The sequence below is a fragment of the Pseudomonas putida genome (assembly GCF_028682395.1).
Classification (GTDB): domain Bacteria; phylum Pseudomonadota; class Gammaproteobacteria; order Pseudomonadales; family Pseudomonadaceae; genus Aquipseudomonas; species Aquipseudomonas putida_AB.
Map to the genome: position 1 here is coordinate 154774 of NZ_JANHLC010000004.1, position 26696 is coordinate 181469.

23 protein-coding genes and 2 tRNA genes are annotated in these 26696 nt (G+C 61.9%); 9 read left to right on the forward strand and 16 right to left on the reverse strand.

Annotated elements, in window-relative coordinates; translation table 11 throughout:
• Window positions 1-181 precede the first annotated feature (181 nt).
• The 4 genes from NPS46_RS12015 (at window position 182) to NPS46_RS12030 (ending at window position 3320) form a co-directional block, all read left to right on the forward strand.
• Window positions 182-268, forward strand: a tRNA-Leu gene (locus NPS46_RS12015).
• A 161-nt stretch (window positions 269-429) separates the two neighbouring features.
• Window positions 430-516 (forward strand) — tRNA-Leu (locus NPS46_RS12020).
• A gap of 225 nt (window positions 517-741) precedes the next feature.
• Window positions 742-1764: an extracellular solute-binding protein gene (locus tag NPS46_RS12025; protein WP_274107371.1), complete on the forward strand. Its 1023-nt coding sequence runs from the start codon at window positions 742-744 to the stop codon at window positions 1762-1764.
• Window positions 1764-3320: an ABC transporter permease gene (locus NPS46_RS12030; protein ID WP_274107373.1), complete on the forward strand. Its 1557-nt coding sequence runs from the start codon at window positions 1764-1766 to the stop codon at window positions 3318-3320. The genes NPS46_RS12025 and NPS46_RS12030 overlap by 1 nt, the downstream gene beginning before the upstream one ends.
• A gap of 45 nt (window positions 3321-3365) precedes the next feature.
• On the opposite strand, the gene NPS46_RS12035 is transcribed toward NPS46_RS12030, so the two are convergent.
• The 12 genes from NPS46_RS12035 to NPS46_RS12090 form a co-directional block, all read right to left on the reverse strand.
• Window positions 3366-5300 carry a methyl-accepting chemotaxis protein gene (locus NPS46_RS12035; protein ID WP_274107375.1) on the reverse strand — a complete coding sequence of 645 codons (1935 nt, stop codon included), beginning with the start codon at window positions 5298-5300 and terminating at the stop codon, window positions 3366-3368.
• A gap of 138 nt (window positions 5301-5438) precedes the next feature.
• Window positions 5439-6731 (reverse strand): adenylosuccinate synthase, encoded by a 1293-nt coding sequence (locus tag NPS46_RS12040; protein WP_274107377.1) that lies wholly within the window; start codon window positions 6729-6731, stop codon window positions 5439-5441.
• Between the two features lie 54 nt (window positions 6732-6785).
• Window positions 6786-7973, reverse strand: a complete 1188-nt coding sequence (locus NPS46_RS12045; protein WP_274107378.1) for an ATP phosphoribosyltransferase regulatory subunit — start codon at window positions 7971-7973, stop codon at window positions 6786-6788.
• A 287-nt stretch (window positions 7974-8260) separates the two neighbouring features.
• A complete protein-coding gene (gene hflC / locus NPS46_RS12050) occupies window positions 8261-9130 on the reverse strand; it encodes a protease modulator HflC (protein ID WP_274107380.1) in 870 nt (289 codons plus the stop codon).
• Window positions 9130-10299: an FtsH protease activity modulator HflK gene (gene hflK / locus NPS46_RS12055; protein ID WP_274107382.1), complete on the reverse strand. Its 1170-nt coding sequence runs from the start codon at window positions 10297-10299 to the stop codon at window positions 9130-9132. Before hflK ends, hflC begins: the two co-directional genes overlap by 1 nt.
• 97 nt (window positions 10300-10396) lie before the next feature.
• Window positions 10397-11698: a ribosome rescue GTPase HflX gene (gene hflX, locus NPS46_RS12060; RefSeq protein WP_274107384.1), complete on the reverse strand. Its 1302-nt coding sequence runs from the start codon at window positions 11696-11698 to the stop codon at window positions 10397-10399.
• Between the two features lie 12 nt (window positions 11699-11710).
• Window positions 11711-11971 (reverse strand): RNA chaperone Hfq, encoded by a 261-nt coding sequence (gene hfq / locus NPS46_RS12065; RefSeq protein WP_010221594.1) that lies wholly within the window; start codon window positions 11969-11971, stop codon window positions 11711-11713.
• A gap of 93 nt (window positions 11972-12064) precedes the next feature.
• A complete protein-coding gene (miaA, locus tag NPS46_RS12070) occupies window positions 12065-13045 on the reverse strand; it encodes a tRNA (adenosine(37)-N6)-dimethylallyltransferase MiaA (protein WP_274107386.1) in 981 nt (326 codons plus the stop codon).
• Complete coding sequence (gene mutL / locus NPS46_RS12075; RefSeq protein ID WP_274108062.1) at window positions 13045-14940, reverse strand: DNA mismatch repair endonuclease MutL; 1896 nt, start codon at window positions 14938-14940, stop codon at window positions 13045-13047. The genes miaA and mutL overlap by 1 nt, the downstream gene beginning before the upstream one ends.
• Window positions 14941-14948: 8 nt before the next feature.
• Complete coding sequence (locus tag NPS46_RS12080; protein WP_274107388.1) at window positions 14949-16361, reverse strand: N-acetylmuramoyl-L-alanine amidase; 1413 nt, start codon at window positions 16359-16361, stop codon at window positions 14949-14951.
• A 12-nt stretch (window positions 16362-16373) separates the two neighbouring features.
• The gene (gene tsaE / locus NPS46_RS12085; RefSeq protein WP_274107390.1) at window positions 16374-16844 is read right to left on the reverse strand and encodes a tRNA (adenosine(37)-N6)-threonylcarbamoyltransferase complex ATPase subunit type 1 TsaE; all 471 of its coding nucleotides are present in this window, start codon (window positions 16842-16844) and stop codon (window positions 16374-16376) included.
• The gene (locus tag NPS46_RS12090) at window positions 16832-17692 is read right to left on the reverse strand and encodes an NAD(P)H-hydrate dehydratase (protein ID WP_274107392.1); all 861 of its coding nucleotides are present in this window, start codon (window positions 17690-17692) and stop codon (window positions 16832-16834) included. Before NPS46_RS12090 ends, tsaE begins: the two co-directional genes overlap by 13 nt.
• Before the next feature lie 63 nt (window positions 17693-17755).
• Here NPS46_RS12090 and queG point away from each other — a divergent pair, with 63 nt between their 5' ends.
• Window positions 17756-18835 carry a tRNA epoxyqueuosine(34) reductase QueG gene (gene queG / locus NPS46_RS12095; protein ID WP_274107394.1) on the forward strand — a complete coding sequence of 360 codons (1080 nt, stop codon included), beginning with the start codon at window positions 17756-17758 and terminating at the stop codon, window positions 18833-18835.
• On the opposite strand, the gene NPS46_RS12100 is transcribed toward queG, so the two are convergent.
• Complete coding sequence (locus tag NPS46_RS12100) at window positions 18817-19428, reverse strand: trimeric intracellular cation channel family protein (RefSeq protein ID WP_274107396.1); 612 nt, start codon at window positions 19426-19428, stop codon at window positions 18817-18819. The genes queG and NPS46_RS12100 overlap by 19 nt on opposite strands.
• A gap of 112 nt (window positions 19429-19540) precedes the next feature.
• Entirely contained in the window at window positions 19541-20083 is a 543-nt protein-coding gene (orn, locus tag NPS46_RS12105; RefSeq protein WP_274107398.1) for an oligoribonuclease, read from the reverse strand.
• Window positions 20084-20192: 109 nt separating this feature from the next.
• On the opposite strand from orn, the gene rsgA reads away from it, so the two are divergent.
• Window positions 20193-21224 carry a small ribosomal subunit biogenesis GTPase RsgA gene (gene rsgA, locus NPS46_RS12110; RefSeq protein WP_274107399.1) on the forward strand — a complete coding sequence of 344 codons (1032 nt, stop codon included), beginning with the start codon at window positions 20193-20195 and terminating at the stop codon, window positions 21222-21224.
• 64 nt (window positions 21225-21288) lie between these two features.
• Here rsgA and motB read toward each other — a convergent pair whose 3' ends face one another.
• The gene (gene motB / locus NPS46_RS12115) at window positions 21289-22311 is read right to left on the reverse strand and encodes a flagellar motor protein MotB (RefSeq protein WP_274107400.1); all 1023 of its coding nucleotides are present in this window, start codon (window positions 22309-22311) and stop codon (window positions 21289-21291) included.
• A 3-nt stretch (window positions 22312-22314) separates the two neighbouring features.
• A complete protein-coding gene (motA, locus tag NPS46_RS12120; RefSeq protein ID WP_274107401.1) occupies window positions 22315-23166 on the reverse strand; it encodes a flagellar motor stator protein MotA in 852 nt (283 codons plus the stop codon).
• Window positions 23167-23331: 165 nt separating this feature from the next.
• Between motA and NPS46_RS12125 the strand changes: the two genes are divergently transcribed.
• The 3 genes from NPS46_RS12125 to asd are packed head-to-tail and all read left to right on the forward strand — an operon-like array spanning window position 23332 to window position 26606.
• A complete protein-coding gene (locus NPS46_RS12125; RefSeq protein ID WP_274107403.1) occupies window positions 23332-24867 on the forward strand; it encodes an HDOD domain-containing protein in 1536 nt (511 codons plus the stop codon).
• 43 nt (window positions 24868-24910) lie between these two features.
• The gene (locus NPS46_RS12130; RefSeq protein ID WP_274107405.1) at window positions 24911-25726 is read left to right on the forward strand and encodes a rhodanese-like domain-containing protein; all 816 of its coding nucleotides are present in this window, start codon (window positions 24911-24913) and stop codon (window positions 25724-25726) included.
• A gap of 19 nt (window positions 25727-25745) precedes the next feature.
• Complete coding sequence (asd, locus tag NPS46_RS12135; RefSeq protein WP_274107407.1) at window positions 25746-26606, forward strand: archaetidylserine decarboxylase; 861 nt, start codon at window positions 25746-25748, stop codon at window positions 26604-26606.
• Window positions 26607-26696 lie beyond the last annotated feature (90 nt).

Genomic DNA, 26696 nt, shown 5'->3' on the forward strand with positions numbered 1-26696 from the left:
CGCGTATTGAAACGGGAAATTTCGGGGTGATTGGGCCCCTCAAACCCCTTCCAGCCTGCACAAAAAACCACCGCGCCAACCATTGGAAAGATTTTCCGGATATTTTCGACAACTGGGCTTTACAGGTCAAAAGGTCATCCGTATAGTGCGCGCCATCGACGACGTAGCCGTTATCGATGCTGCCCAGATGGTGAAATTGGTAGACACGCCAGCTTCAGGTGCTGGTGACCGCAAGGTCGTGGAAGTTCGAGTCTTCTTCTGGGCACCAATTTCGAGCAAGGATGATACAAGGTCCAGGCTCAACAAGAACCCGCGAAAGCGGGTTTTTGCATTCTAAGTATTTGATTTATTAAAACCAAAACAGGGGTTTACAGATCAAATCGCGCTCCGTATAGTGCGCTCCATCGACAGCGTAGCCGCTTTCGAGATGCCCAGATGGTGAAATTGGTAGACACGCCAGCTTCAGGTGCTGGTGACCGCAAGGTCGTGGAAGTTCGAGTCTTCTTCTGGGCACCAATTCAAAGTTTCAAGGTTATGTTTCAGACACAACCTTGAAACCTCACAGAAACCCGCGAAAGCGGGTTTTTGCGTTTCCGGGCATTGAAAAAACCGGAGCCCTCTCCTCCCAAGCCAGCACTTGCCAGCTATCAACAATTCCTTCCATGTGCAAGACCCACATGCGAAAGCATATCGTTTATAATTGTTACAAGTTTTGTTGCCGCTACGTGAGGAACCCTGCGAATGATGCTCCGCGATACCCGTCTCAAGACATCCCTTCTGCACGCCCTGTCCTTCACTCTGCTCGGCTTGACCTTCATCCCACTCGCTCAGGCCGAGGATCGCGTAGCGCTGACCCTCTACAACGGCCAGCACAAGGAGGTAGGCGATGCCATCGCCAAGGCGTTCGAAGCCAAGACCGGCATCCACGTCAATGTTCGCAAGGGCAGCAGCAATCAGTTGGCCAGCCAGGTCATCGAGGAAGGCGACCGCTCGCCTGCCGACGTGATCTACACCGAGGAGTCACCGCCCCTGAACAACCTTGGCGAGCTGGGTCTGCTGGCCAAGACCGACGCTGCGATCCTGCAAGTGCTGCCCAAGGATTACGTCGCCAGCAATGAAACCTGGATCGGCATCACGGCGCGCGTTCGGGTGGTGGCCTTCAATCCAAAGCTGATCGACGAAAAAGACCTGCCCCAATCGGTGCTCGAATTCGCCGAACCGCAATGGCAAGGCAAGGTCGGTTTTGTTCCGACCAGCGGTGCATTCCAGGAACAAGCCGTAGCCATCATCAAGGTTCACGGCCGCGAGGCCGCTGAAGAATGGCTGACCGGCCTGCGCGCCTTCGGCAAAACCTACAGCAACAATATGGTCGCCCTGAAAGCCGTGGAAAACGGCGAGATTGCCACCGTCCTAGTCAACAACTACTACTGGTTCGCCCTGCAACGGGAAAAAGGCCAGCTCGACTCCAAGCTGCACTACTTCACCGGGGGCGATGTCGGCGGGCTGATCACCGTCTCCAGCGCCGCCGTGCTCAAGTCCAGCAAGCACCCCAAGGAAGCCCAACAGTTGCTCGCCTACATGGTCAGCGAAGAAGGCCAGCGGGTCATTACCCAGACCACCGCCGAGTACCCCCTGCGCAAGGGCCTGGAATCGGACCGCGGCCTCAAGCCCTTTAGCGAACTGCAAGCACCGAAAGTAACGCCTGCCGACCTCGGCAATGCCGAAGAAGCCCTGGAGCTGGAACGTGAAGTTGGCCTGAACTGATGAGTGCCGTGCGTCTGCAGCACGCCGGCTTCTCGCCTCGTCGCAAGCGACCGTCGGCCTGGCTCCTGCTGCCGGTCCTGCTGCTGGTCGCGCTCAGCCTGCTGCCCCTGCTGTATGTCGGCCTGAAAGCCTGGCAGGCCGGCTGGGCAGAGGCCGTCCACCTGCTGTGGCGCCCGTATGTGTTCGGCCTATTGCGTAACACTCTGCTGCTGATGGTGGGTGTGACCCTCGCTTGCATGCTGATCGGCCTGTCCCTGGCCTGGCTGCTGGAGCGCAGCGACCTGCCGGGACGCCGCCTGTGGGGCGTCGTGCTGTGCCTGCCCTTTGCAGTGCCGGCGTTTGTCAGCAGCTTTACCTGGGTCTCCCTGAGCGCCAGCTTCGAAGGATTGGGCGGGGCGATCCTGGTCATGACGCTGTCCAAGTACCCACTGATTTTCCTGCCCGTGGCCGCCACCCTGCGCAACCTCGATCCGGCCCTGGAAGAGTCGGCCCGCACCCTGGGCGAAACACGCCTGGGGGTGTTCTTCAAAATCACCCTGCCACTGCTCTGGCCCTCGCTGCTGGGCGGCGCACTGCTGATTGCCCTGCATATGCTGGTGGAGTTTGGCGCGCTGTCGATTATCGGCCTGCAGACCTTCACCACCGCGATCTACCAGCAATTCGAGCTGGAGTTCAGCAATGCCAATGCCGCCATGCTTTCCGCCGTGCTGCTGGCCCTGTGCCTGATACTGCTGACCCTGGAGTTGCGCGTGCGCGGCAAGGCGCGGCATATCCGCATTGGCCAGGGTGCAGCCAGGCACGCCGAACAGGTCCACCTGGGCAAGCTCGCCCCTCTCGGGCAGCTGTATTGCCTGAGCCTGGCCATTGTCGGCAGCGGCATTCCGCTAGGCATGCTGGCCTATTGGCTAATGGTCGGTTCATCCGCCGCCTTCCCGATCGCGGCCATTAGTGAAGCGCTGCTTTCCTCCCTCGCCCTGTCCCTGGGTGGCGCCGCGCTCTGCCTGCTGCTGGCGATACCGGTCGGTTTGCTGGTGGTGCGCTACAAAGGGCATCTGGCAATCTGGGCGGAGCGTCTGCCCTATCTACTGCACGCCCTGCCCGGGCTGGTGATTGCACTGACGCTGGTGTATTTCGCCCTGCATTACGTGCCCGTGCTGTATCAGACCAGCGCCTTGCTGCTACTGGCCTATGCGCTGCTGTTCCTGCCTCTGGCCCAGGCCCCGATCCGCACCGCACTGAACAAGGCCGCACCGCAACTCGAAGAGGCCGCGCGCACCCTGGGCGCCTCGTCATTCAGCGCATTCTGCCGGGTGACCCTGCCGATTATCTTCCCCGCACTGGGCGCGGCCTTTGCCCTGGTCTTTCTCGATGCGATGAAGGAGCTGACAGCGACACTGCTGCTGAGCCCGACCGGGCTCAACACCCTGGCAACCGAAGTCTGGGCCCACACAGCCAATGTGGAGTTCGCCGCAGCAGCGCCCTATGCGGCGCTGCTGATCCTGGTGTCCGGCCTGCCGGTGTACCTGCTGACCACGCGGATGTACCTAAGCCGCTGATCAACCGCCCCGGGATACTCACAGAGCATCCCGGGAGCACCTGCGCTAGGCCCGGAACTGCCCCAGACTGGCCTTGAGCTGCGCCGCCAGACTGTCGAGCACCTTGCCACTCGCCGTGGTTTCAACCACGGCCTGAGCCGCACGCTCGGCCTGGGCATGAATGATCTCGACCCGCCCGCGCACCGCGTCCGCCCCTTCGGCTTGATGGGCGGCCGCCTGGGTCGCCAGGCCAATCGCCGCATGCACCTGCTCCACCGAGGCCTGCACCGTCTGCTGCAAACGCACGCTACCGCGCAGTACCGACAAACCTTCGCAGGCCTGACGCCCTGCCAGTCCGATCGCGGCAACCGCCTCCCGCGCGCCCTGCTGCAACGCGCCGATATGCGCCTGGATATCCCCGGTCGAGCTCTGGGTCTTGCTCGCCAACGCCCGCACCTCATCGGCAACCACGGCGAAGCCACGCCCCATTTCACCTGCCCGGGCCGCTTCGATTGCGGCGTTCAACGCCAACAGGTTGGTCTGCTCGGCAATGCCATGGATCACCTCCAGCACCACCTCGATCTGCTCGCTCTGCTGCGCCAGCCGCTCGATGACCTGCGCGCCCGTCTCGACCTGCCCGGCCAGCGCTTCGATCAAGCTGCCAACCTGAGCGGAGGTGCGGGTGTTTTCTTCGGTTGCCTGGCGAATGTCCACTACCTGACGCAGGGCATCCTGCATGGCCTGGCTTTCCGACTGCGCGGCATCGGCCATTTGCGACAACGCCTGCAGGCTTTGCGCAACTTCGTCACGCTGGGATTGCGCGGCCGCATCCGCACCAGCGTTGCGCAAGCTCATCGCACCGATCTCGAGCCCGGTACGCTGGGCGACATCACCGGCCTCACGCACGATCGGCTGAAGCTTGTCGACAAATCGGTTGACCGCCGCCGCCATATCACCGATCTCATCGCGGCTGGTGAGCTGCACGCGCTTGGTCAGGTCACCATCGCCCGCTGCCAGGTCGTTCAGCGCCGCGATCAGCAGATGCAGCTTGCTGACGACACGCCGCCCCAGCACCACCGCCAGCAGGAGCAGAACCCCAAAACCGACCACCGCCAAGCCGACCCCAATCCGCCAGCGCAGGGTCGCAGCAGCATCTTGAACCGTGCTCGCGGTATTGGCCTTCATTTCCCCGGCAGTCGTCTGTGCCGACTGCAGGCGCGTGCGCATGGCGGTCGAACTATCGGCCGCAGCGCCTTTCAGGCTGTCACCCACCAACTGGTCGCTGCTGTCGATCAGCGCGGAGAAACGCTGGTCCAGCGCCTTCAGGTCGGCGTCGACCGAAGCCGTGGAGACCCCCATCAACACCTTGCCGATTTCCACGCCATTGGGATTGATGGACGCCTCCAGATAGTAAACCGAGGGATCGTCCTTCGCGGCGCTCAATACTTTATCCAGCGCTCGCTCGCCCTGCCCCTTTTCCAAGAGCGCACGGTTGATCGGATTGTCGCGATTGAGATAGCGGGTCAGGTGCTGCCCCGTGGCATCGTCGTACACCACAAAGAGCACGTTCGGATTACGCTGGGCACGTCGGGCAAATTCCGACAGCGTGGGCACATCCCCATCCCACATGGCACGGGGCGCCACCGAGGCAAGCAATTGCGCCATATCGTTGGCCGAGTCCTTGAGGTTCTTCTCCAGCGCCACCCGCAGTTGCGCCTGCTCCTCTTCCAGGCGGGACGATAAGCCGGCTGTCAAACGCTGACGGGTGCTGGCGGAAAGGCTGTCGAGACTCGATGTCACCTCCTGCGCCGCCCGCTCCAGCTCTGCGGACAGCTTCTGGCTATCGACTCCCATGCGCTCGCCCAAATCTGTCTCCAGGGCGGTCACCGTGCTCCGCGTCAGGGCAACCGCCACCAACACTTGCACCAAAAGAGCGATACCCAGGGTAACGAACACCGGGCGCAATAGACGACTTTGTAACAGTGAGAGAACGGCCGACACAGAAAATCCCTCTACTTTGACGCCATTAAATTGATGGCACTCCAGAAGGGATAATCACAGCAAGGGCCGTGCCGTACAACCGGCAGAAACGACAAAGGGCCTCGAATGAGGCCCTTTATCAGTTACATCAACCGCTTATCAGGCGAACGGATGGCGCAGCACGATGGTTTCGTTGCGGTCCGGACCGGTCGAGATGATATCGATCGGCGCACCGACCAACTCCTCGACACGCTTGATGTACGCGCGAGCAGCCGCTGGCAGCTCTTCCAGGGTCTTGGCGCCCAGGGTCGATTCGCTCCAGCCCGGCATTTGCTCGTACACCGGCTCCAGGCCGATGTAGCTGTCGGCGTCGGTCGGCGCGTCGATCACAGCACCGTCCTGATTCTTGTAGCCCACGCAGATATTGATGGTCTCAAGGCCATCCAGCACGTCCAGCTTGGTCAGGCAAAGGCCCGAGATGCTGTTGACGTCGATAGCACGACGCAGGATGACGGCATCGAACCAGCCGCAACGACGGGCACGGCCAGTGGTGGCACCGAACTCGTGGCCGCGCTTGGCCAAGAAAGCACCCACATCATCGAACAGCTCGGTAGGGAATGGACCCGAACCGACGCGAGTGGTGTAGGCCTTGGTGATACCAAGGATGTAGTCCAGGTACATCGGACCGAAGCCCGAACCCGTGGCAATACCGCCAGCAGTGGTGTTGGAGCTGGTGACGAACGGATAGGTACCGTGGTCGATATCCAGCAGCGAACCCTGGGCACCTTCGAACATGATGTCCTTGTCGGCGCGGCGCAGCGCGTGCAGCTCAGCGGTGACGTCGAGCATCATCGGACGCAGCAGCTCGGCGTATTCCATGCACTCGTCGAGTGTTTTCTGGAAGTCGATGGCCGGTTCTTTGTAGTAATTGACCAGGACAAAGTTGTGGTAGTCCAACAGCTCACCCAGCTTCGCGGCAAAACGCTCGCGGTGGAACAGGTCGCCGATACGCAGGCCACGACGGGCTACCTTGTCTTCGTAAGCCGGGCCAATGCCACGACCGGTAGTACCGATCTTCTGCTCGCCACGGGCTTTTTCGCGCGCCTGGTCCAGGGCAACGTGATAGGACAGGATCAGCGGGCAGGATGGGCTGATACGCAGGCGCTCGCGCACCGGTACGCCTTTCTCTTCCAGCTTGATGATCTCGCGCAGCAGGGCGTCAGGCGCCACGACCACACCGTTGCCGATCAGGCACTGCACGCCTTCGCGCAGTACGCCCGAAGGGATCAGGTGCAAGACGGTTTTCTCGCCATCGATCACCAGCGTGTGGCCAGCATTGTGGCCACCTTGGTAGCGCACTACGGCGGCAGCATGTTCGGTCAGCAGATCAACGATCTTGCCTTTGCCCTCATCACCCCATTGGGTGCCCAGGACTACGACATTCTTACCCATAACACTTGTCCTCATTCGCGCAAACTTGGTGCCGGCAGCCGCCGGCAGGAAAACTCAAGAAGCCAGCGGCAACACTTGCCACAGCCCGTTCTGCTGAATCAATTGCCGGTCGCAGTCCGCTTCACGGGCGGCGGCCAAAGGTTGTCCGGGCAAGGCCTGGACGACACGCTGACCCTCACTGCGCAACTGGCAGACCTGCTGCCAGAGAGCCGCGTCAGTGCTGTCAGGCATCCAGATACCGCCAGACGGTAGCTCGACTTCAGCACGCCCCAGGGTCACCAGGGTTTTCAAATCGGTGGAAAAACCGGTCGCCGGCCGGGCACGACCAAAATCGGCGCCAATGTCGTCATAACGACCACCCTGGGCAATGGACTGCCCTACGCCCGGGACAAACACGGCGAACACGACACCCGTGTGGTAGTGGTAACCGCGCAACTCGCCCAGATCGAAATACAACGGCAAATCCGGGAACCGCACCGACAGCCGCTCGGCAATGGCCAGCAAGTCGTCCAGTGCCGCCAGTACCGGTGCCGGAGCACCCGCCAGGCGATCACGCGCCGCTGCCAGCACTTCCCGACCGCCACACAGGTCGACCAGTGCACGCAACATGGCCGCCAGATTGGCCGGCAGACCTTCGGTCAAGGCAATCACTTCATCGATGGCCTTGCGCTGCAGCGCGTCGAACAGCTGCTGCTCGACCTCGCCGGACAAGCCGGCAGCACGGGCCAGGCCCCGATAAATGCCGACATGCCCAAGGTCCATGTGCACATCCGGCACATCGGCCAGTTGCAGCATGGCCAGCATCAGACTGATGACTTCGACATCGCTGCTCGGGCTGGCATCGCCATACAACTCGGCGCCCAACTGGATCGGGCTGCGCGAGGACGACAAGGCACGCGGCTGGGCATGCAGCACACTGCCGGCGTAGCACAGACGGCTAGGGCCTTCGCGACGCAGGGTGTGCGCATCGATACGCGCCACCTGCGGCGTGATATCGGCACGAAAGCCCATTTGCCGACCCGACTGCGGGTCGATCACCTTGAAGGTACGCAGATCGAGATCCTGACCGGCACCGGTCAGCAGCGATTCCAGGTACTCGATATGCGGGGTGACGACAAACTCATAGCCCCAGCTCTGGAACAGATCCAACACCTGACGACGCGCCACTTCAATACGCGCCGCTTCCGGTGGCAGTACTTCTTCGATGCCATCTGGCAAGAGCCAGCGGTCTACCGTTGCCATTACGCCATTCCCCTATGATCCGGGCGGCCAGCCCACAGGCGAGCCTTGAGTGAAGCAGAAAATGGTTACATCACGCGCAAGAGCGACGTGGCGAACAGCCTGAAGGCTTCGCCAACCACTTTCCTCGAGAAACCTGTCGAGTCAATCAACTCGACGTCATGCAATCAAACATGCAGACGCAAAAAAGCCGGGAATTTCCCGGCTGCCGCATCATACACCCGTTTTCTTAAAGGATCACCCCGCCAGGCATTTTAGCTGCCCGACGGAGTGCTGCCTTCAATGCGCAATCAAGGCTTGGACTTTTCCAGGTAACGGAAGAAGTCACTGCTTGGGTCCAGCACCAGTACGTCGCTCTTGTTCGCGAAACTCTCGCGATAAGCCCGCAGACTACGGTAGAACCCGTAAAACTCCTGGTCCTGGCCATAAGCCTTGGAGTAGATCGCGGCGGCTTGGGCATCACCGTCACCACGCGCTTCCTCGGACTGGCGATAAGCCTCGGCCAGTAGAACGCGGCGCTGACGATCGGCGTCGGCACGAATGCCTTCCGCCAGTTCGTTACCCTTGGCGCGGTGCTCGCGAGCCTCACGCTCACGCTCGGTGCTCATCCGCTCGAAGACGCTGCGGTTCACTTCCTTCGGCAGGTCGATAGCCTTGACCCGAACATCGACGACTTCGATGCCCAGCTCTTTTTCGGCCATGCGATTCAACGAAGCAGTGATATCAGCCATCAAGGCATCACGCTCACCGGAAACCACTTCGTGCAGGGTGCGCTTACCGAACTGGTCACGCAGACCCGACTCCAGACGACGGGACAGACGCTCATCAGCAATCTGCTTCAGACCCGAAGTCGCCGTGTAGAAGCGCTCCGCATCCTTGACCCGCCACTTGGCGTAGGCATCGACCATTACGGCTTTCTTTTCCAGCGTCAGGAACCGCTGTGTCGGTGCATCCAGCGTCATCAGGCGCGCGTCGAACTTACGCACCTGGTTAACGTAGGGCACTTTCACATGCAGGCCTGGCTGGACATCAGCCTGGACCACACGACCAAACTGCAGCAATACCGCGCGTTCGGTCTGGGAAACGATGTAGAAGCAGTTCCACGCAGCCACGGCCACGACAACGGCAACAATAAGGGCGATCAGCGATTTATTGCTCATCAGCGAGTCTCCCTAGTGCGCGTTGGCTGGATATCCGGGGCGACACGCGAGCTGACATCATTGTTGTTACCAGCAGCTGCCGCACCAGTCACCGGAGCACTGCTGCCGGAGCTGTTCTGGATCATTTTATCCAACGGCAGGTAGAGCAGATTGCTCTGGCCGTTTTTGTTACCAGTCACCAGGACCTTACTGGTGTTGCTGAACACTTCCTGCATCGTGTCCAGGTACAGACGCTGACGAGTCACCTCGGGGGCCTTGCGATACTCGGCCACCAGCTTGCTGAAGCGGTCTGCTTCACCCTTGGCACGGGAAACCACTTCATCGCGATAGCCATTGGCATCCTCGATGATCCGCTGGGCCTGACCACGGGCTTCAGGAATAACGCCATTGGCGTAGCTTTCTGCCTGGTTGCGGGCACGCTGCTCGTCTTCACGGGCACGAATCACGTCATCGAACGCTTCCTGGACTTCACGCGGCGCCGCGGCGCTCTGCACGTTGACCTGGGTAACGGTGATACCGGTGCGGTAAGTGTCGAGGAAACGCTGCAGGCGCTCCTTGATCTCGCTGGCCATCAGCTCACGCCCTTCGGTCAGCACCTGATCCATGGCGGTGGAGCCCACCACATGGCGCAAGGCACTGTCGGTTGCGTGTTGCAGACTGATTTCCGGCTGGTCGACGTTGAGCACGAAGTCCTGCAGGTTGGAGATCTTGTACTGCACGGTCAGTGGCACTTCGACGATATTCTCGTCTTCGGTCAGCATCTGGCCCTGCTTGGTATAGGCACGCTCACGCGTGACATTTTCCTGGTACTTGCGATCGATTGGCGGGAAATAGATATTCAGGCCCGGCCCTACCGTTTCGTAGTACTTGCCGAAGCGCAGCACGACGGCCTGCTCCTGCTCGTCCACCACGTAGACCGCGCTGTACAGCCAGACAGCCGCCAGCACGACGAGAGCAATGCCGAGCAGGCCAAAAGCACCGCCCTTGCCTGTCCCACCGCCATCGTCATTTCGTTTTTTCCCACCACCGAACAACCCATTCAGGCTTTCCTGTAGCTTACGGAAGGCCTCGTCGATATCCGGCGGCCCCTTGCGGTCGCCATTGTTTCGGCGCTTACCACCCCAAGGATCCTGATTATTCGAGTTGCCACCCGGCTCATTCCAAGCCATAGCGCTCTCCATCTGATAAAGCAAAGACGCACCCCACGGCGCGCCGACCAATGCTACAGAATGCCTGCCACAGCGGCACAACCGCTTTCTCAGGCCTTTATTGCAAAATGTGTTGTTCGATAAATTCCGTCGGCTGCATCCCTTCGCGGGTGACCAGGCGATTCAGCTCGGCCCTGGGCAAGCGAACAGCCAGCAGGCTGAGCCCTTCATCGTCATGCTCTTCTTTCTGTACTGCGCCCAACTCGAAGAACTGAGCACGCAGTCGAGCAAAACGCTGGGGCAAGCGCAAGGTGCCGACGAACAAATCATTACCAAGCAATTCAGCAATCGCTTGCTTCAACAACTCCAGGCCTTGCCCATCTCGCGCCGAAAGCCAGACCCGCTGCGGCTTGCCATCGGCATCGCGCTGGATCTGCGGCTCGACCCCTTCGAGCAAATCGAGTTTGTTATAGACCTCGAGTATCGGCAAGTCCTGTGCACCAATCTCGCCCAGCACCACCATGACCTGTTCGATCTGGGCCATGCGCTCCGGCTCGTGGGCATCGATCACATGCAGCAGCAGGTCGGAATTGCTCGATTCTTCGAGCGTAGCCCGAAAAGCCTCAACCAGCTTGTGCGGCAAATGCCGAATAAACCCTACGGTATCGGCCAGGACTATCGGCCCCAGGTCGTCCAGATCAAGTCGGCGCAAGGTCGGGTCGAGCGTGGCGAACAACTGGTCGGCCGCGTAGACATCGGACTCGGTCACCGCATTGAACAGCGTCGACTTGCCGGCGTTGGTATAACCCACCAACGAAACCGTCGGGATATCGGCCCGCTTGCGCCCCCGCCGTGACTGCTCGCGCTGGCTACGCACTTTCTCCAGGCGCGCCTTGATCTGCCGCAGGCGAACCCGAAGCAGGCGACGGTCGGTTTCCAGTTGGGTTTCACCCGGACCACGCAAGCCAATCCCGCCCTTCTGCCGCTCAAGGTGGGTCCAGCCGCGTACCAAGCGGGTACTCATGTGCTCAAGCTGGGCCAGTTCGACCTGGAGCTTGCCCTCATGGGTACGCGCGCGTTGCGCGAAGATATCGAGAATCAGCCCGGTACGGTCCAGCACGCGACACTCGAAAACACGTTCGAGGTTACGTTCCTGACTGGGCGTGAGGATGTGATTGAAGATAACGATGTCGACCTGTTCGGCCTTGACCAGGTCGCGTAGCTCTTCGACCTTGCCAGTGCCAATCAGATACTTGGCGGTTGGCCGATGACGCGGCACGTTAAAAAACGCAGCGGTCTCGGCGCCAGCCGATACTGCCAATTCCTGAAACTCCTGCGGATCTTCGCGCGCCTCAGGGTCCTGACCATCCAAGTGAACGAGGATAGCCCGCTCACCACCACCGTGGCGCTCAAAGAACAAAGCAGACTCCTATCAGGCGTTACCTGGCTCAGCGTCGCCCTGTTCGGACTCGGTTGCGCTAGGCAGGCGAATTGGACGAACCGGTACCACGGTAGAGATAGCGTGCTTGTAAACCATCTGGCTTACGGTGTTTTTCAGGAGAATAACGAACTGGTCGAAAGACTCGATAGTACCTTGCAGCTTGATCCCATTGACCAAGTAGATGGAAACCCCGACCTTCTCTTTACGCAATGTATTCAAGTAAGGGTCTTGTAGCGAATGCCCTTTTGACATGTGCCGCACTCCTTTAAGGATCAATATTAAAAAATTAGAAAACAAATGGCTTTTGCCGTCACACCCCCAAGGATAGACGGCAATTGCAAAGACTCAGCTCAATATGGAGACCGCACCCAAGTATTTCAAGGCGCGTGGCAGATTGTCGCAATCAAGGCTGTCCAACCAGTGCAGGTCGGCCCAACTGCGCAACCAGGTGAACTGGCGTTTCGCCAATTGGCGCGTGGCAATAATGCCCCGCTCCTGCATCTCGGCTGACGTCAGCTTGCCATCCAGGTGATCCCAGACTTGTCGATAACCCACAGCACGTATAGACGGCAACCCGGCATGCAGGTCACTTCTAGAGCGCAATGCTACGACCTCGTCAACGAATCCCTGTTCCAACATTTGCGTAAATCTTTGCGCAATACGGTCGTGCAGTACCTGACGGTTCGCCGGAGCGATGGCCAAGTTTGCGACAGTATAGGGCAATTGCGCGCGTCCAGAAGCGGCTGCGTCAGTACTTTGCGCAGATTGTCGCTCGCGGTGGGCCGTCATGCTCAGGCCGCTGACGCGGTAGACCTCCAGCGCCCGTATCAGCCGCTGGGGATCGTTGGGATGAATACGCGCCGCCGACTCCGGATCGACCGCCGCCAGTTGCTCATGCAAGGCCGGCCAGCCAAGGCGCTGCGCCTCTTCTTCAAGGGCCTGGCGCACCTCTGGATCCGCGGCCGGCATCTCTGCCAGCCCCTCCTGCAGGGCCTTGTAGTACAGCATCGTGCCGCCCACCAGCAGAGGGATATTGCCCCGCGCGGTAATCTCGGCCATGGCCGCCAAGGCGTCGGTGCGAAACTGCGCGGCCGAATAGCTTTCTGCCGGGTCGATAATATCGATCAGTCGATGCGGGAACTCGGCCAACACCTGTTTCGACGGCTTGGCAGTACCGATATCCATGCCGCGATAGACCAGCGCCGAGTCGACACTGATCAACTCGCAGGGCAGCACCTTGGTCAGTTCGATGGCAAGGTCGGTCTTGCCGGCGGCAGTCGGCCCCATCAGGAAGATCGCCGGAGGTAAGGCTACAGGGTTCGACATCAGCGACCGCGCAAGAATAGTTTGTCCAGATCGTCCAGGCCCAGTTGGGTCCAGGTCGGTCGGCCATGGTTACATTGGCCGCTGCGCTCGGTGTTTTCCATATCGCGCAACAGGCCGTTCATTTCCGGCAAGGCCAGGCGCCGGTTGGCGCGGATCGCGCCGTGGCAGGCCATGGTCCCCAGGAGCTCATTGAGATGGGCCTGGATCCGGTCACTGGTGCCGTACTCCATCAAGTCCGCCAGCACATCCTGGACCAACCGGTTGGCCTCCGCCTGCTTGAGCAAGGCCGGAATCTGCCGGATCGCCAGGGTCTCCGGACCCAGGCGCTGCAACTCGAACCCCAGCCGCTGAAACCAGCCCACGTGCTCTTCGGCACAATCGGCCTCGCGCTGACTGACCGCCAACGACTCCGGCACCAGCAGCGGCTGGCCGCTCAAGCCTTCGCTGGCCATGGCGATCTTGAGCCGCTCGTACATGATCCGTTCATGGGCGGCATGCATATCCACCAGCACCAGCCCCTGGGCGTTTTCGGCGAGGATATAGATGCCCTTGAGCTGCGCCAGCGCGTAGCCCAGGGGCGGAATATCGCCCTGGCTGTCCGGCAGGCCAGGCGCATCCGCCTGCGGCAAGGGTGCAAAAAATTCGCTGTAGGCACTGCGCGCTTCTGCCGCCGGTAACACCTGGCTCGGCTGGGGGCGATATTGATACTGAAAGCCCGCCCCGCCCCCCGAACCCGCAGCCGTCAGGTCCGGCTGGGCCTGCGGCTGTTCGAGCAACTGTGCGGCCAGGCGCATTTCGCCCTGGGGACCGAACTCTCCCGCCTCCAGCCCGGTCGGCCGAACCATGCCGGCGACCGCCGCCGGCGCAGCCAGTTGGTCCTCCGGACGCACATCCCCCAGCGCCCGATGCAGGGTGCCGTACAGGAAGTCATGGACCATGCGCCCATCACGGAAACGCACTTCGTGCTTGGTCGGGTGAACGTTGACGTCGACCACCGCAGGGTCGACCTCGAAAAACAGCACGAAGGTCGGGTGTCGACCATTGAACAGCACGTCACGGTAGGCCTGGCGCACGGCGTGAGCCACTAGCTTGTCGCGCACAGCGCGGCCGTTGACGTAGAAATACTGCAAGTCCGCCTGGCTGCGCGAGAACGTCGGCAACCCGACCCAACCCCATAGATGCAAGCCATTGCGCTCGACCTCAATCGGCAGCGCCTGCTCCAAAAAGCCCGCCCCGCAGACCGCCGCGACCCGTCGCGCACGCGCCGTGTCGTCGTGGGCCTCATGCAGGTTGAGGATGCTCTTGCCGTTATGGCGCAGATGGAACGCCACATCAAAGCGCGCCAAGGCAAGGCGCTTGATGACTTCCTGCAGGTGATCGAATTCGGTCTTCTCGGCCTTGAGGAACTTGCGCCGTGCCGGGGTATTGAAGAACAGGTCCCGCACTTCCACCGAGGTGCCTACCGGATGGGCCGCTGGCTGGACCCGCGGGGCCATGTCCCGGCCTTCGGTCTCGACCTGCCAGGCCTGTTCGGCACCGCGGGTGCGCGACGTCAGGGTCAGGCGCGCGACGGAGCTGATCGACGCCAGGGCCTCGCCACGAAACCCCAGGCTCATCACCCGTTCGAGGTCTTCCAGGTCGCGAATCTTGCTCGTCGCATGGCGAGCCAGCGCCAACGGCAGATCATCGGCGGAGATCCCGCTGCCATCGTCGCGCACCCGCAGCAGCTTGATCCCGGCCTGTTCGACATCGACATCGATACGCCGGGCGCCAGAGTCCAGGCTGTTTTCCAGCAGCTCCTTGATGACCGAAGCCGGCCGCTCGACCACTTCACCGGCGGCGATCTGGTTCGCCAGCCGCGGGCTGAGCAGCTCGATACGCGCGGCGCTGTTCAACGCTTCAGTCATTGCTGGGCCGCCAGTTCGGTGGCCGGGATATTCAGGGTCTGGCCGATCTTCAGTTCATCCGTCTTCAGCTTGTTGGCACTGCGCAGGGCGCCCGCCGACACTTGATAACGCACGGCAAGCATCGCCAGTGTTTCGCCCGGACGCACAGTATGGTCACGGGCCCCCTGGGCAATCTTGCCCGAATCACGTAGCCAGGCGATGTAGGTGCCCGGCGGCGGATTCTGCTGGAAGAACTGGTGTACACCGCTGCTGATCGAACGGGCCAACGCCTGCTGATGGCTGGTCGAGGCGAGCTTGGACGCTTCGTTGGCATTGGAGATAAACCCGGTTTCCACCAGGATCGACGGAATATCCGGCGACTTCAGCACCATAAATCCGGCCTGCTCGACGCGCTGCTTGTGCAGCGGGGTCACTCGGCCAATGTTGGTCAGGACCTTTTGCCCGACATTCAGGCTGGAAGTCAGCGATGCGGTCATCGACAGGTCCAGCAGCACGCCGGCCAGCATCCGGTCCTTGTCGTCGAGGCTGACATTACCCGCACCGCCGATCAGGTCGGAACGGTTTTCACTGTCTGCCAGCCAGCGCGCGGTCTCGGAAGTCGCGCCCCGGTCGGAGAGGGCGAATACCGAGGCACCGAAGGCAGCTTTCGAAGGGGCGGCATCGGCGTGGATCGAGACAAAGAGATCGGCGCCCTTCTTGCGGGCAATCTCGGTGCGGCCACGCAACGGGATAAAGTAGTCGCCGGTGCGCGTCAGTTCGGCCCGGAACCCTTTGGTCCCATTGAGTTGACGCTGCAGCTCCTTGGCAATCGCCAGCACCACGTCTTTTTCGTGCTGCCCTCGGGAACCCGAGGCTCCCGGGTCTTCCCCGCCGTGACCGGCATCGATGACCACGATGATATTGCGCTTGCCCGCAGGGGCCGGCGGCAACTTGATTGCCGGCTCGGTCGGCGTGACCGGCACCGCAGGTGTCGTCGCGACGGTCGCCGGGGCAGGCGCCGGCGCCGCATCCGCCGGGTTGTCGAACAGGTCGACGACGAGCCGGTTGCCGTACTGCGCATTGGGCGCCAGGGTAAAGCTTTTCGGCGTAACGGCTTTCTTCAGGTCGATGACCACCCGCAGGTCGGTCGGCGTGCGCTGGGCAGCACGTACGGCGGTGATCGGCGTGTTGGCGGTCGGCACATTGAGCGGGGCGGCCAGTGTGGCGCCAGTGATATCGATCACTAGCCGGTCCGGGGCCGTGAGGGTAAAGACACTGTGCTGCACGGTGCCCGAGAGGTCGAAGACCAGTCGCGTGTTATCCGGCGCCCGCCAGAGGCGGACACTGCGAACCTGCGTAGCGGCAATCGCGTCGACGGCCAATGCCGCAAGCAACAACCCGACGACGGCAACCCACGCGCGCATGCGCATAACCCCTATCATTTATTTGAATTCCAAAGCCAGTGCGCTACACCAGGATTCGCCACGCGGGCCCTGAGGCAACAGGTTCAGCGAACGTCCGCCGTTATGCGGACTAATGGTAATGGTCAGGTCGGGCTTTGGCAAAAAGCCTGCACCACGCTGGGGCCACTCGATCAGGCACAGCGCATCGCCTTCGAAGTAGTCGCGAATGCCCAGGTACTCCAACTCCTCCGGATCGACCAGTCGATACAGGTCGAAATGGAAGGCGCGGATATCAGCGATCTCGTACGGTTCAACCAGGGTGAACGTCGGGCTCTTGACAGCACCGACATGCCCGAGGCCACGAATAATGCCGCGTGACAGGGTCGTTTTGCCCGCGCCCAGGTCACCCTCGAGGAAAATAACCCCTTTACCCTGGGTAATCTCGGCAATACGCGCACCTACCACCAACATCCCGGCTTCGTCAGCCACTTGCAGCGTTACTTCTGACACGGTGAATGCTCCTCCAATAACTGACGAATGGTGGCGATCAGGTCGCTGGCCGCCAGGCCCCGCCCCTTCTCGCCCTGACGCTCTCCGGCACGGGCATGCAACCAGACCGCCAGACAAGCCGCCTCGTAGGCGGGCAGTCCCTGGGCACGCAACGCGCCGACCAGGCCGGCCAGCACATCGCCCAGCCCGGCAGTGGCCATGGCCGGATGCCCATGATTACAAATCGCCAACTGGCCATCCTGCCCCGCAATCAGACTGCCTGCGCCCTTCAGAACACAAACCGTTGCATATTTTTCAGCCAGCCTGCGCGCAGCGGCCGGGCGATCCGCCTGGACCGCCGTCGTGGAAATACCCAGTAACCGGGCGGCTTCGCCCGGGTGCGGCGTCATTACGCTGTCAGCCGGCAGTGAGACACGCCCTGCCGCCAACAGGTTGAGCGCATCGGCATCCCAGACCTGCGGCCGTGGCGCGTTGGCCGCCGCACTCAACAGGCTTCGACCCCAGGCGCCCTGGCCAATTCCGGGACCGACCACCAGCACGGACGCCTGTTCCAGCAGGGTCATCAACTGATTGGCGGAATCGAGCCCCACCGTCATGACTTCCGGCAACCGCGCCAGCGCGGGCGGCACGTGAGCGACGCGAGTCGCCAAAGACACCAGGCCACTGCCCGCGCGCAAGGCGCTCTCGGCACAGAGCAGCGCCGCACCGCCGAAGCCGTGCTCACCGCCGATCACTAATACATGCCCGAACAGCCCTTTGTGCGCACTCGGTTGGCGCACCGCGAGACGCGGCACAGTGGCCGACGTTAGCGGCAAAATCTCGGGAATGGGGCGTTTGGTCTGCGGCATGCGTCTTTAGGCTCCGATGTCTGGCAGAATTATACGCATCTCAGCCCCGGTTTCTCTCGCCTCATGCCCGCCATTACAAACGACCTCCCCGCCCTGGCCCAATCCATCAAGGATTGGGGCCGCGAGCTGGGCTTCCAGCAAGTAGGCATCGCCGGCCTCGACCTCGCCGAACATGAGCAACATCTGCAGCGCTGGCTTGATGCGGGCTACCACGGCGAGATGGATTACATGGGCGCCCATGGCAGCAAACGCTCCCACCCGGAAGAGTTGGTGCCCGGTACGCTACGCGTGGTGTCGCTGCGCATGGACTACCTGCCCGGCGATACGCAAATGGCCCAACTGCTTGGCCAACCCGAAAAAGCCTATGTCTCGCGCTACGCCCTGGGCCGCGACTACCACAAGCTTATCCGCAAACGCGTGCAGCAACTGGCCGAGCGCATCCAGCAAGTCATCGGCCCGTTCGGCTTTCGCGCCTTTGTCGACAGTGCCCCGGTGCTGGAGAAGGCCATTGCCGAGAAGGCCGGCCTGGGCTGGATCGGCAAAAACACGCTGATACTCAATCGCAAGGCCGGCAGCTATTTCTTCCTCGCCGAACTGTTCGTCGACCTGCCGCTGCCCGAAGACCCGCCCCACGCCAGCGAGCACTGCGGGCGCTGCAGTGCCTGCCTGGATATCTGCCCGACCGCCGCCTTCGTCGGCCCCTATGTGCTTGACGCGCGGCGCTGTATTTCCTACCTGACCATCGAACTCAAGGGCCCGATCCCCGAAGACCTGCGCCCCCTGATCGGCAATCGGGTCTTTGGCTGCGATGACTGCCAGATCGTCTGCCCGTGGAATCGTTTTGCCCGCGCCTCGGCGGAGGGCGACTTCAAGCCCCGGCACAACCTGGACAACGCAGGGCTGGCCGAGTTGTTTCGCTGGGACGAAACACACTTTCTCAGCAGCACCGAAGGCTCACCTCTGCGCCGCGCCGGCTACGAGCGCTGGCTACGCAACCTGGCGGTTGGACTGGGCAATGCGCCATCGACCATTGCGGTGCTCGAGGCCCTGCAGGCGCGCCGCGACGACCCCTCGCCACTCGTACGCGAGCATGTCGAGTGGGCACTGGAGCAACACCGGACCCGTCAATGCTCGTCGTTATAGACGAACTTGGGCATTTCCCAGTGAAAGCGTATCGCCAGTAACCGCAGCAGCAGGCCGCCAAACAGGGTGATCAGCGTGGCCTGGTCGGCCGGCAGTTCGAAATGAGTGCACAGCAGGAAGCACCAGGCCGCAGCAAAAGAGACGCTGGCGTACAGCTCGCGCCGGAAGATCAATGGAATGTCGTTACAGAAGATATCCCGCAAAATCCCGCCAAAGACCCCGGTGATCACCCCACTGACCGAGGCGACCAGCATGCCGTGGCCCATCTCCAGAGCGGTCATACAGCCAATCAGGGTAAAGGCCACCAGCCCCAGGGCATCGAGCACCAGGAACAGTGAGCGCAGATGGCGCATCAAGGGCGCGATAAACACCGTGACCAGCGCGGCCACCGTCGTCAGCACCAGGTACTCAGGGTGTTTGACCCAGGTCAGCGGATAATGCCCGAGCAGCACGTCGCGCACCGAACCGCCGCCCAATGCCGTAACGCAGGCAATCAGCACCACACCAAACCAGTCCATGCCGCGCCGGCCCGCCGACAAGGCGCCCGTCATAGCTTCGGCGGTAATGGCAACCAGATAAAGCATCAGCAACATGGCGGCGTTCCTAGCAAGAAGGCGCGCAGTCTACTCAGTTGCGGCTGGCACCAAAAGAGGGCGGCCAGCCAAGCGTACGAGCCGGCTCGGATCCACTGCCCGAGCGTTGCCCTCAAGCCTTGATGAAGTGCTTGCGATAATGCTGTAGCTCGGCGATCGATTCGCGGATATCGTCCAGCGCCAGGTGAGTGCTGCCCTTCTTGAAGCTGTCGCGCACATCAGGCGCCCAGCGTGCAGCCAGCTCTTTGAGGGTCGAGACATCCAGGTTGCGGTAGTGGAAGTAGCCTTCAAGCGCCGGCATGTGGCGATAGAGGAAACGGCGGTCCTGGCAGATGCTGTTGCCGCAGATCGGCGACTTGCCCTTGGGCACCCATTGCTCTAGAAACGCGAGAGTCTGGGCTTCGGCTTCAGCGGCGCTAATCCGGCTGTCACGCACCCGCTGGGTCAGGCCCGAGCCACCGTGCTGACGGGTGTTCCACTCATCCATGCCGGCCAGGATCGCATCGCTCTGGTGCACGGCGATCACCGGGCCTTCGGCGAGGGTATTGAGGTTGCTGTCGGTGACGATGGTCGCCATTTCGATAATGACATCGGTATCCGGGTTCAGACCGGTCATTTCCAGGTCGATCCAGATCAGGTTCTGTGGGTTTTGCATGATGAGCTCCTCGGCGTAGTCGCGCAGTTTAGCCTAGGCCGGTGGCAGGGCGTGCTAAACTCGCGACCGTTTTATCTACCCCACGCCGCATTATCGACACGGAACACCAATGGCCAAACGCCAGCTCAACCGCCGCCAAAACTGGCGCATCGAAAAGATCCAGGGCGAGCGCGCCGCACGCGCCGCCAAACGCGAATCCCACGCCGTGGAAGCACTTGAGGGCGGCGATCTGGGCCCCGAGCAGACCGGCCTGGTCATCGCCCACTTCGGTGTACAGGTCGAGGTCGAGGCCCAGGAGGGCGAGTTGCGCGGACAGGTGTTCCGCTGCCATTTGCGCGCCAACCTGCCCGCACTGGTCACCGGCGACCGCGTCGTCTGGCGCGCCGGCAACCAGGGCATTGGCGTTATCGTGGCGCAACTGCCGCGCAATACCGAGCTGTGCCGCCCGGACAGCCGCGGTCAGCTCAAGCCGGTGGCCGCCAACGTCGACATGATCGTGATCGTCTTCGCGCCCTTGCCCGAGCCTCACGCCAACCTGATCGACCGCTACTTGGTCGCCGCCGAGCACGCGGGCATTCGCCCTTTGCTGCTGCTGAACAAGGCCGACCTGATCGACGAGCAGAACGCCCCGGCGCTCAACGCTCTGCTGGCGGTCTATCGGCAGTTGGGCTATCCGCTGCTGGAGGTCTCGGCCCATCACGGCGATGGCATGGAGCAACTGCAAAGCCAGCTGGACGGGCGCATCAGCGTTTTCGTCGGCCAGTCCGGGGTCGGCAAGTCCTCGCTGGTCAACAGCCTGCTGCCTGAAGTTGAAACCCGCGTGGGGCCGCTGTCCGAGCTATCCGGCCAGGGCACGCACACCACGACCACCGCGCGACTGTTCCACTTCCCCGGCGGCGGCGAACTGATCGACTCACCCGGCATCCGCGAGTTCGGCCTTGGGCATGTCAGCCGCGCCGATGTCGAAGCCGGTTTTATCGAGTTCAATGACCTGATCGGCACTTGCCGCTTTCGTGACTGCAAACACGACCGCGAACCCGGCTGCGCCCTGCTCAAGGCCCTGGAAGACGGCCGCGTGCAGCAGCAACGTATGAACAGCTACCGCTCGATCATCGCCAGCCTGCCCGAAACCAGCTACTGAAACGCCCTCTGCCAGAAACAATAAGGCCGCGATCATCGCGGCCTTATTGTTTCTGGCGGGGGGGTCAGGAGCCGGCTTTGGGCTTGCCCGGCTCGTCCATCTTCAGTACGCCATCCTCGAAGATATTCAACTTCTGGCGCAGCTCATGAGCCGGCATCGGCTCCTTGTCCGCTGGCAGCGCATGGGGATCGACCGGCTCACCCGAAGCGCCGTCCGCAGGCTTGGGCTCTTCACTTGCCCCCTGCTCGCCCTCAATGGCACGCTGAGCCTTTTTCGTCAGTACCACAATGTCGATCCGCCGGTTGACCGGGTTGAACGGACTTTCCCGATCGAACAGCGCCGAGGAGGCATAACCCACCACCCGCGCCACTTGCGGATCAGGGTAACCACCGGCAACCAGGGCACGGCGCGCGGCGTTGGCGCGGTTGGCCGACAGTTCCCAGTTGCCGAAGTCGCCGGTACCGGCATACGGCGTCGCATCGGTGTGACCGCTGATACTGATCTTGTTCGGCACGGCCTTGATGGTGTCCGCCATGGCCAGCAGGATGTCTTCGAAATACGGCTTGAGACGGGCACTGCCCGAGTCGAACATCGGACGATTATCCGCATCCATGATCTGGATACGCAGGCCGTCCTGGGTAATTTCAAAGAGAATCTGGTCCTTGAACTTCTGCAACTGCGGATTTTCTTCAACCTTGTTCTGCAACTCTTGCAGCAACAGTTCCAGGCGCTCCTTCTCGACCTGTTCGGCCATGCCTTCGACCTGATCGGTATCGATCGTCACCTTGTCCGGCTGCGGCTGGGACTTGACCTCAGGGTTGAGGGTGTTGTCCGGCGCCAGCTCTGGCGAACCGCCCAGGTCAATAATGTACGGCGTGCCGCTTTCGGAGAAACCGATCGGGTCCTTGAAGTAGCCGGCAATGGCGATCTTCTGCTCCGGGGTCGCCGTGGACAGCAGCCACAGCACCAGAAAGAACGCCATCATCGCCGTCGCAAAGTCGGCGAAGGCGATTTTCCAGGCGCCGCCGTGGTGCCCGGCGGCAAAGCGCTTGACGCGCTTGATGATAATCGGCTGATTGTTTTCCATGAATCAGCGACCGCGAACCGCTTGTTCAAGCTCGGCGAAGCTAGGACGGTGGCCCGGATACAGCACCTTGCGTCCAAACTCCACGGCCAGCGACGGCGGCATGCCGGAAGCCGAGGCCACCAACGACGCCTTGATGGCCTCGTAGACATTCAGTTCTTCCTTGGCATCGTGGGCCAGGGAAGTCGCCAACGGACCGAAGAAGCCGTAGGCCGCGAGAATACCGAAGAACGTCCCCACCAGGGCCGCACCGACGTGCATACCGATGGCCGCCTGGTCGCCTTCACCCAGGGACGCCATGGTCACCACGATCCCGAGTACCGCCGCAACGATACCGAAACCTGGCATGCCGTCGGCAATACCGGTCACCGCATGGGACGGATGATCGAGATCTTCCTTCATGCTCATCAGTTCCATGTCGAACAGGCCTTCAAGCTCATGGGGAGCCATGTTGCCCGAGGACATGATGCGCAGGTAATCGCAGATATACGCCGTCATGCGCGCATCCTTGAGCACCGCAGGGTACTTGGCGAAAATCGGGCTGGCCGCAGCATCCTCGATGTCCGCCTCGATGGCCATCATGCCTTCGCGACGACTCTTGTTGAGAATCTCGTAGGTCAAGCCGAGCACTTCAAGATAGAAGGTGTGGGTGAAGCGGGTGCCGAACATGCCCAGTGATTTTTTGATCACGTGCATGGTCATGTGGCCGGGGTTGGCCTGCAGGAAAGCACCAAAAGCCGCGCCGCCGATGATCAACACCTCGAAGGGCTGAATCAACGCGGCAATTTTGCCGTGGGAAAGCACGTATCCGCCGAGCACGCTCGCAAACACGACGATGATGCCGATAATCTTAGCCATAGGTAGAGAGCACTTACTGAGTCGGGTTCAAGGTCATATTCGGAAGTTAGTAAAACTCTTCTTCTACTTATCGGCGAAACTGCGCCAGACTATAGCCAGTTAAGGCGAAAAGCCAGTTTGGCCCATCCCGGGCGTGCAATTATGAATGGTGATCGCGCCCCGACCATGGCTAATGAAACAAGCGTCCCAACTCCAAAACCGCACACGATCGAAGGCTGGATTCGCCTTCTCGATCATGTTCGCCTGCCCGTCCCTCAGGACAGCCACGACAAGGTCTGTCGCGCCATTGCCGATAGCCGCAGTTCGCTGCGCAGTATCGCCGAGTTGATGCAGGACAGCCCGGCACTGGCCCTGAGCCTGATTCGCGAAGCCAACCATCACAGCAACAGTATCGGCGAACCCGCCGAAAATCTTGAGGTCGCCATCACCCGGCTGGGCCTCAAGCGCACAGAAGAGCTGCTCGCGCGTCTGCCGGCCATGCCCCTGGAAGCAATCCCCCAGCCCCTGCGCCAGCTGCAATTGATCAGCCAGCACGCCAGCCAGCAGGCCAACGGCTTGTTTGCCAGCCGCCTGGCGCGGCTCTGGCAGGACATACACTGGGGCAGCCTGCTGTTTCTTTCGCCACTCTGGCCCCTGGCGGTGACCCACCCGGACCTACTCGAAGAGTGGGAGCTGCGGGTTATCCACAAGCAGGAACCCGCGCCGCGCGTAGAACGCGAACTGTTCGGCGTCAGCCTGCTCGAAATGTGCGCGGCACTCAGCGAAGTCTGGCGCTTGCCGGAGTGGGTTACCCAGGGCTACCGCCTGCTGATCGACGAAAAACGCGTACTGGTGCGGGTGCTGCATATCGCCCGCGACCACGACGATCCGCTGCGCCAGCAACAGCACCTGGACAACGACCAAGCCTTGCGCCGCTGGCTGAACCAGCCGTCCAATTGCGTGCTCCTGGCCAACGGCCTGGCCCTGGCCGCCCACGCCTCCTGGGACAGCCCGCACACCCGGCGCTGGGAATACCTGACCAGCCTTTATTTGCAGCAGCCTCTCGCCGAGTTGCAGCAGCACATCCACCAATATGCGGTCCAGAGCGCCCGCGACCACGGCATGCCCGACCTTTGGCACCCGGCCGAAGCGTTGCTCTGGCCCTGGGACAGCCCACGTATCCATCCCGGCCTGTTTCCCGCCCCACCACCGTCCGCGCAAGCGCTGGCGGTCTGGCGTCGTTACTGCGCCGAACTGCTCGGCGAACCGAGCCGGTTCACCAACACCATGCACCTGACCACCTGCGCCCGGGATGCCCTGGTCGCCTGCGGCATGCGCCGGGTCATGGTACTGATGGCCGATCGCGAACACAGCTATCTGCGGGCCCAGCAGACCGCCGGGCTGGAAAAGGAAGCGGCTAATCTGCGCCTGGCGACGCGCCAGAGCAGCGTGCTGCAGCGCCTGCTCAAGCAACCGGCGCAGATTCGCCTGGATCCCGACAATAACGCCCAGTTCTCCGCACACCTGCCCGCCAACCTGCGGCGCCTGTTCAATGGCGACCACCTGCTGCTGCGCTCGATCAGCTGCAATGATCGGGTCATCATGCTGATCATGGCGGACCAGGGCGGCCGACCGCTCTCACCCGTTACCGTGCAAGCCTTCGGCAAGACCGCGCAGTGCATTGAAAAGGCCTTGCTCAGCTTTACCACTCGCGGCCACTGACGCTTGCGTTACACTCTGTCCCTTTGTGCCCTGGAGACCTCACATGCCTGACTTCTCTGGCTTGCCGCTGGTTATCGAGCCCGACGATCTGCTCGCCCGCCTCGACGCCCCCGAACTGATCCTGGTGGACCTGACCAGCACCGCTCGCTACGCCAACGGCCATCTGCCCGGCGCGCACTTTGTCGAGCCCAAGCGCACCCAACTCGGCCAACCTCCCGCCCCGGGCCTGCTGCCGACCCAGGCGGCGCTCGAAGCGCTGTTCGGCGAACTGGGGCACAACCCCAATGCCGTCTACGTGGTCTATGACGATGAAGGCGGTGGCTGGGCCGGGCGTTTTATCTGGCTGCTCGATGTCATCGGCCATCAGCATTACCACTACCTCGATGGCGGGCTGCATGCCTGGCTGGCCGCTGGCTTGCCCATCACCACCCAGACACCGGCCAGTGCCAACGCGCCCGTGACACTCACGCTCCATGAGCAGCCGACCGCGACCCGCGAGTACCTGCAAAGCCGCCTGGGCGCCACCGACCTGGCCATCTGGGACGCACGCAGCGCCCTCGAATACAGCGGCGAAAAAGTGCTCGCGGCCAAGGCCGGGCATATTCCCGGGGCGGTCAACCTGGAGTGGACCGCCGGCATGGACCCGGCGCGCAACCTGCGCATTCGCCAGGACCTGGCCGCCGTGCTCGCCGGGCTGGGCATCACGCCCGATAAAGAGCTGATCACCCACTGCCAGACACACCACCGTTCCGGCTTCACTTACCTGGCCGCGAAAGCGCTTGGGTATCCGCGCGTAAAAGCCTACGCCGGCTCCTGGGGCGAATGGGGCAACCACCCCGACACCCCCGTAGAGATTTGAGATCAACCAAGGATCCTTGATGAAAAAGCGTCTGTTTATCCTCAGCCAGTACCTGCTGCCCCACCACCTGCTGTCACGTCTGGCCGGCTGCATTGCCGAATGCCGCGTGCGCTGGTTCAAGAACGCCTTTACCGCCTGGTTCGCCAAGCGCTATCAGGTCGATATGTCCCAGGCCCTGGTCGAAGACCTGAGCGCCTACGAGCACTTCAACGCCTTCTTCACCCGTGCCCTGAAAGACGGTGCACGACCACTGGACCAGACCCCCGGCGCGATCCTGAGCCCGGCCGACGGCGCCGTCAGCCAGTTGGGCCCGATCGAACACGGCCGGATCTTCCAGGCCAAGGGTCACAGCTTCAGCGTGCTGGAACTGCTGGGCGGCGATCCGGCCATGGCCGCGGAGTTTATGGGCGGGGATTTCGCCACCATTTATCTGTCGCCCAAGGACTACCATCGCGTCCATATGCCGCTGGCCGGCACCCTGCGCGAGATGGTGTATGTGCCCGGGCGGATTTTCTCGGTCAACCAGACCACCGCCGAGAACGTACCGGAGTTGTTCGCACGTAACGAGCGCGTTGTCTGCCTGTTTGACACCGAACGCGGCCCGATGGCCGTGGTTCTGGTCGGTGCAATGATCGTGGCCTCGATTGAAACCGTCTGGGCCGGGCTGGTCACGCCTCCCAAGCGCGCGCTGAAGAGCGTACGCTACGACGAAGCCGCCCGTGCGCCGATCCACCTGGAGAAAGGCGCCGAAATGGGCCGATTCAAGCTCGGCTCCACCGCCATTGTCCTGTTCGGCGCCGATCAGGTCGCCTGGGCCCAAGGCCTGGAAGCCGGCTCGCCAGTGGTGATGGGCCAGGGTCTGGGCCAGCCAAAAGCCTAGGCATTGACTTCGATCAGGCCGGACAACTGACGTTGCCGGCCTTTGCTGTTAGAGTCGCCCACCGGCTATGTGCCATCATTCATTCAATCG

What these genes read in the sequence shown, in the direction of transcription:
- NPS46_RS12025 (WP_274107371.1), top strand. Translation starts at nt 742, where the DNA reads ATGATGCTCCGCGATACCCGTCTCAAGACATCCCTTCTGCACGCCCTG.
- NPS46_RS12030 (WP_274107373.1), top strand. Translation starts at nt 1,764, where the DNA reads ATGAGTGCCGTGCGTCTGCAGCACGCCGGCTTCTCGCCTCGTCGCAAG.
- NPS46_RS12040 (WP_274107377.1), bottom strand. Translation starts at nt 6,731, where the DNA reads ATGGGTAAGAATGTCGTAGTCCTGGGCACCCAATGGGGTGATGAGGGC.
- NPS46_RS12045 (WP_274107378.1), bottom strand. Translation starts at nt 7,973, where the DNA reads ATGGCAACGGTAGACCGCTGGCTCTTGCCAGATGGCATCGAAGAAGTA.
- hflC (WP_274107380.1), bottom strand. Translation starts at nt 9,130, where the DNA reads ATGAGCAATAAATCGCTGATCGCCCTTATTGTTGCCGTTGTCGTGGCC.
- hflK (WP_274107382.1), bottom strand. Translation starts at nt 10,299, where the DNA reads ATGGCTTGGAATGAGCCGGGTGGCAACTCGAATAATCAGGATCCTTGG.
- hfq (WP_010221594.1), bottom strand. Translation starts at nt 11,971, where the DNA reads ATGTCAAAAGGGCATTCGCTACAAGACCCTTACTTGAATACATTGCGT.
- miaA (WP_274107386.1), bottom strand. Translation starts at nt 13,045, where the DNA reads ATGTCGAACCCTGTAGCCTTACCTCCGGCGATCTTCCTGATGGGGCCG.
- NPS46_RS12080 (WP_274107388.1), bottom strand. Translation starts at nt 16,361, where the DNA reads ATGCGCATGCGCGCGTGGGTTGCCGTCGTCGGGTTGTTGCTTGCGGCA.
- NPS46_RS12090 (WP_274107392.1), bottom strand. Translation starts at nt 17,692, where the DNA reads ATGCCGCAGACCAAACGCCCCATTCCCGAGATTTTGCCGCTAACGTCG.
- queG (WP_274107394.1), top strand. Translation starts at nt 17,756, where the DNA reads ATGCCCGCCATTACAAACGACCTCCCCGCCCTGGCCCAATCCATCAAG.
- NPS46_RS12100 (WP_274107396.1), bottom strand. Translation starts at nt 19,428, where the DNA reads ATGTTGCTGATGCTTTATCTGGTTGCCATTACCGCCGAAGCTATGACG.
- orn (WP_274107398.1), bottom strand. Translation starts at nt 20,083, where the DNA reads ATGCAAAACCCACAGAACCTGATCTGGATCGACCTGGAAATGACCGGT.
- rsgA (WP_274107399.1), top strand. Translation starts at nt 20,193, where the DNA reads ATGGCCAAACGCCAGCTCAACCGCCGCCAAAACTGGCGCATCGAAAAG.
- motB (WP_274107400.1), bottom strand. Translation starts at nt 22,311, where the DNA reads ATGGAAAACAATCAGCCGATTATCATCAAGCGCGTCAAGCGCTTTGCC.
- motA (WP_274107401.1), bottom strand. Translation starts at nt 23,166, where the DNA reads ATGGCTAAGATTATCGGCATCATCGTCGTGTTTGCGAGCGTGCTCGGC.
- NPS46_RS12125 (WP_274107403.1), top strand. Translation starts at nt 23,332, where the DNA reads ATGGCTAATGAAACAAGCGTCCCAACTCCAAAACCGCACACGATCGAA.
- NPS46_RS12130 (WP_274107405.1), top strand. Translation starts at nt 24,911, where the DNA reads ATGCCTGACTTCTCTGGCTTGCCGCTGGTTATCGAGCCCGACGATCTG.
- asd (WP_274107407.1), top strand. Translation starts at nt 25,746, where the DNA reads ATGAAAAAGCGTCTGTTTATCCTCAGCCAGTACCTGCTGCCCCACCAC.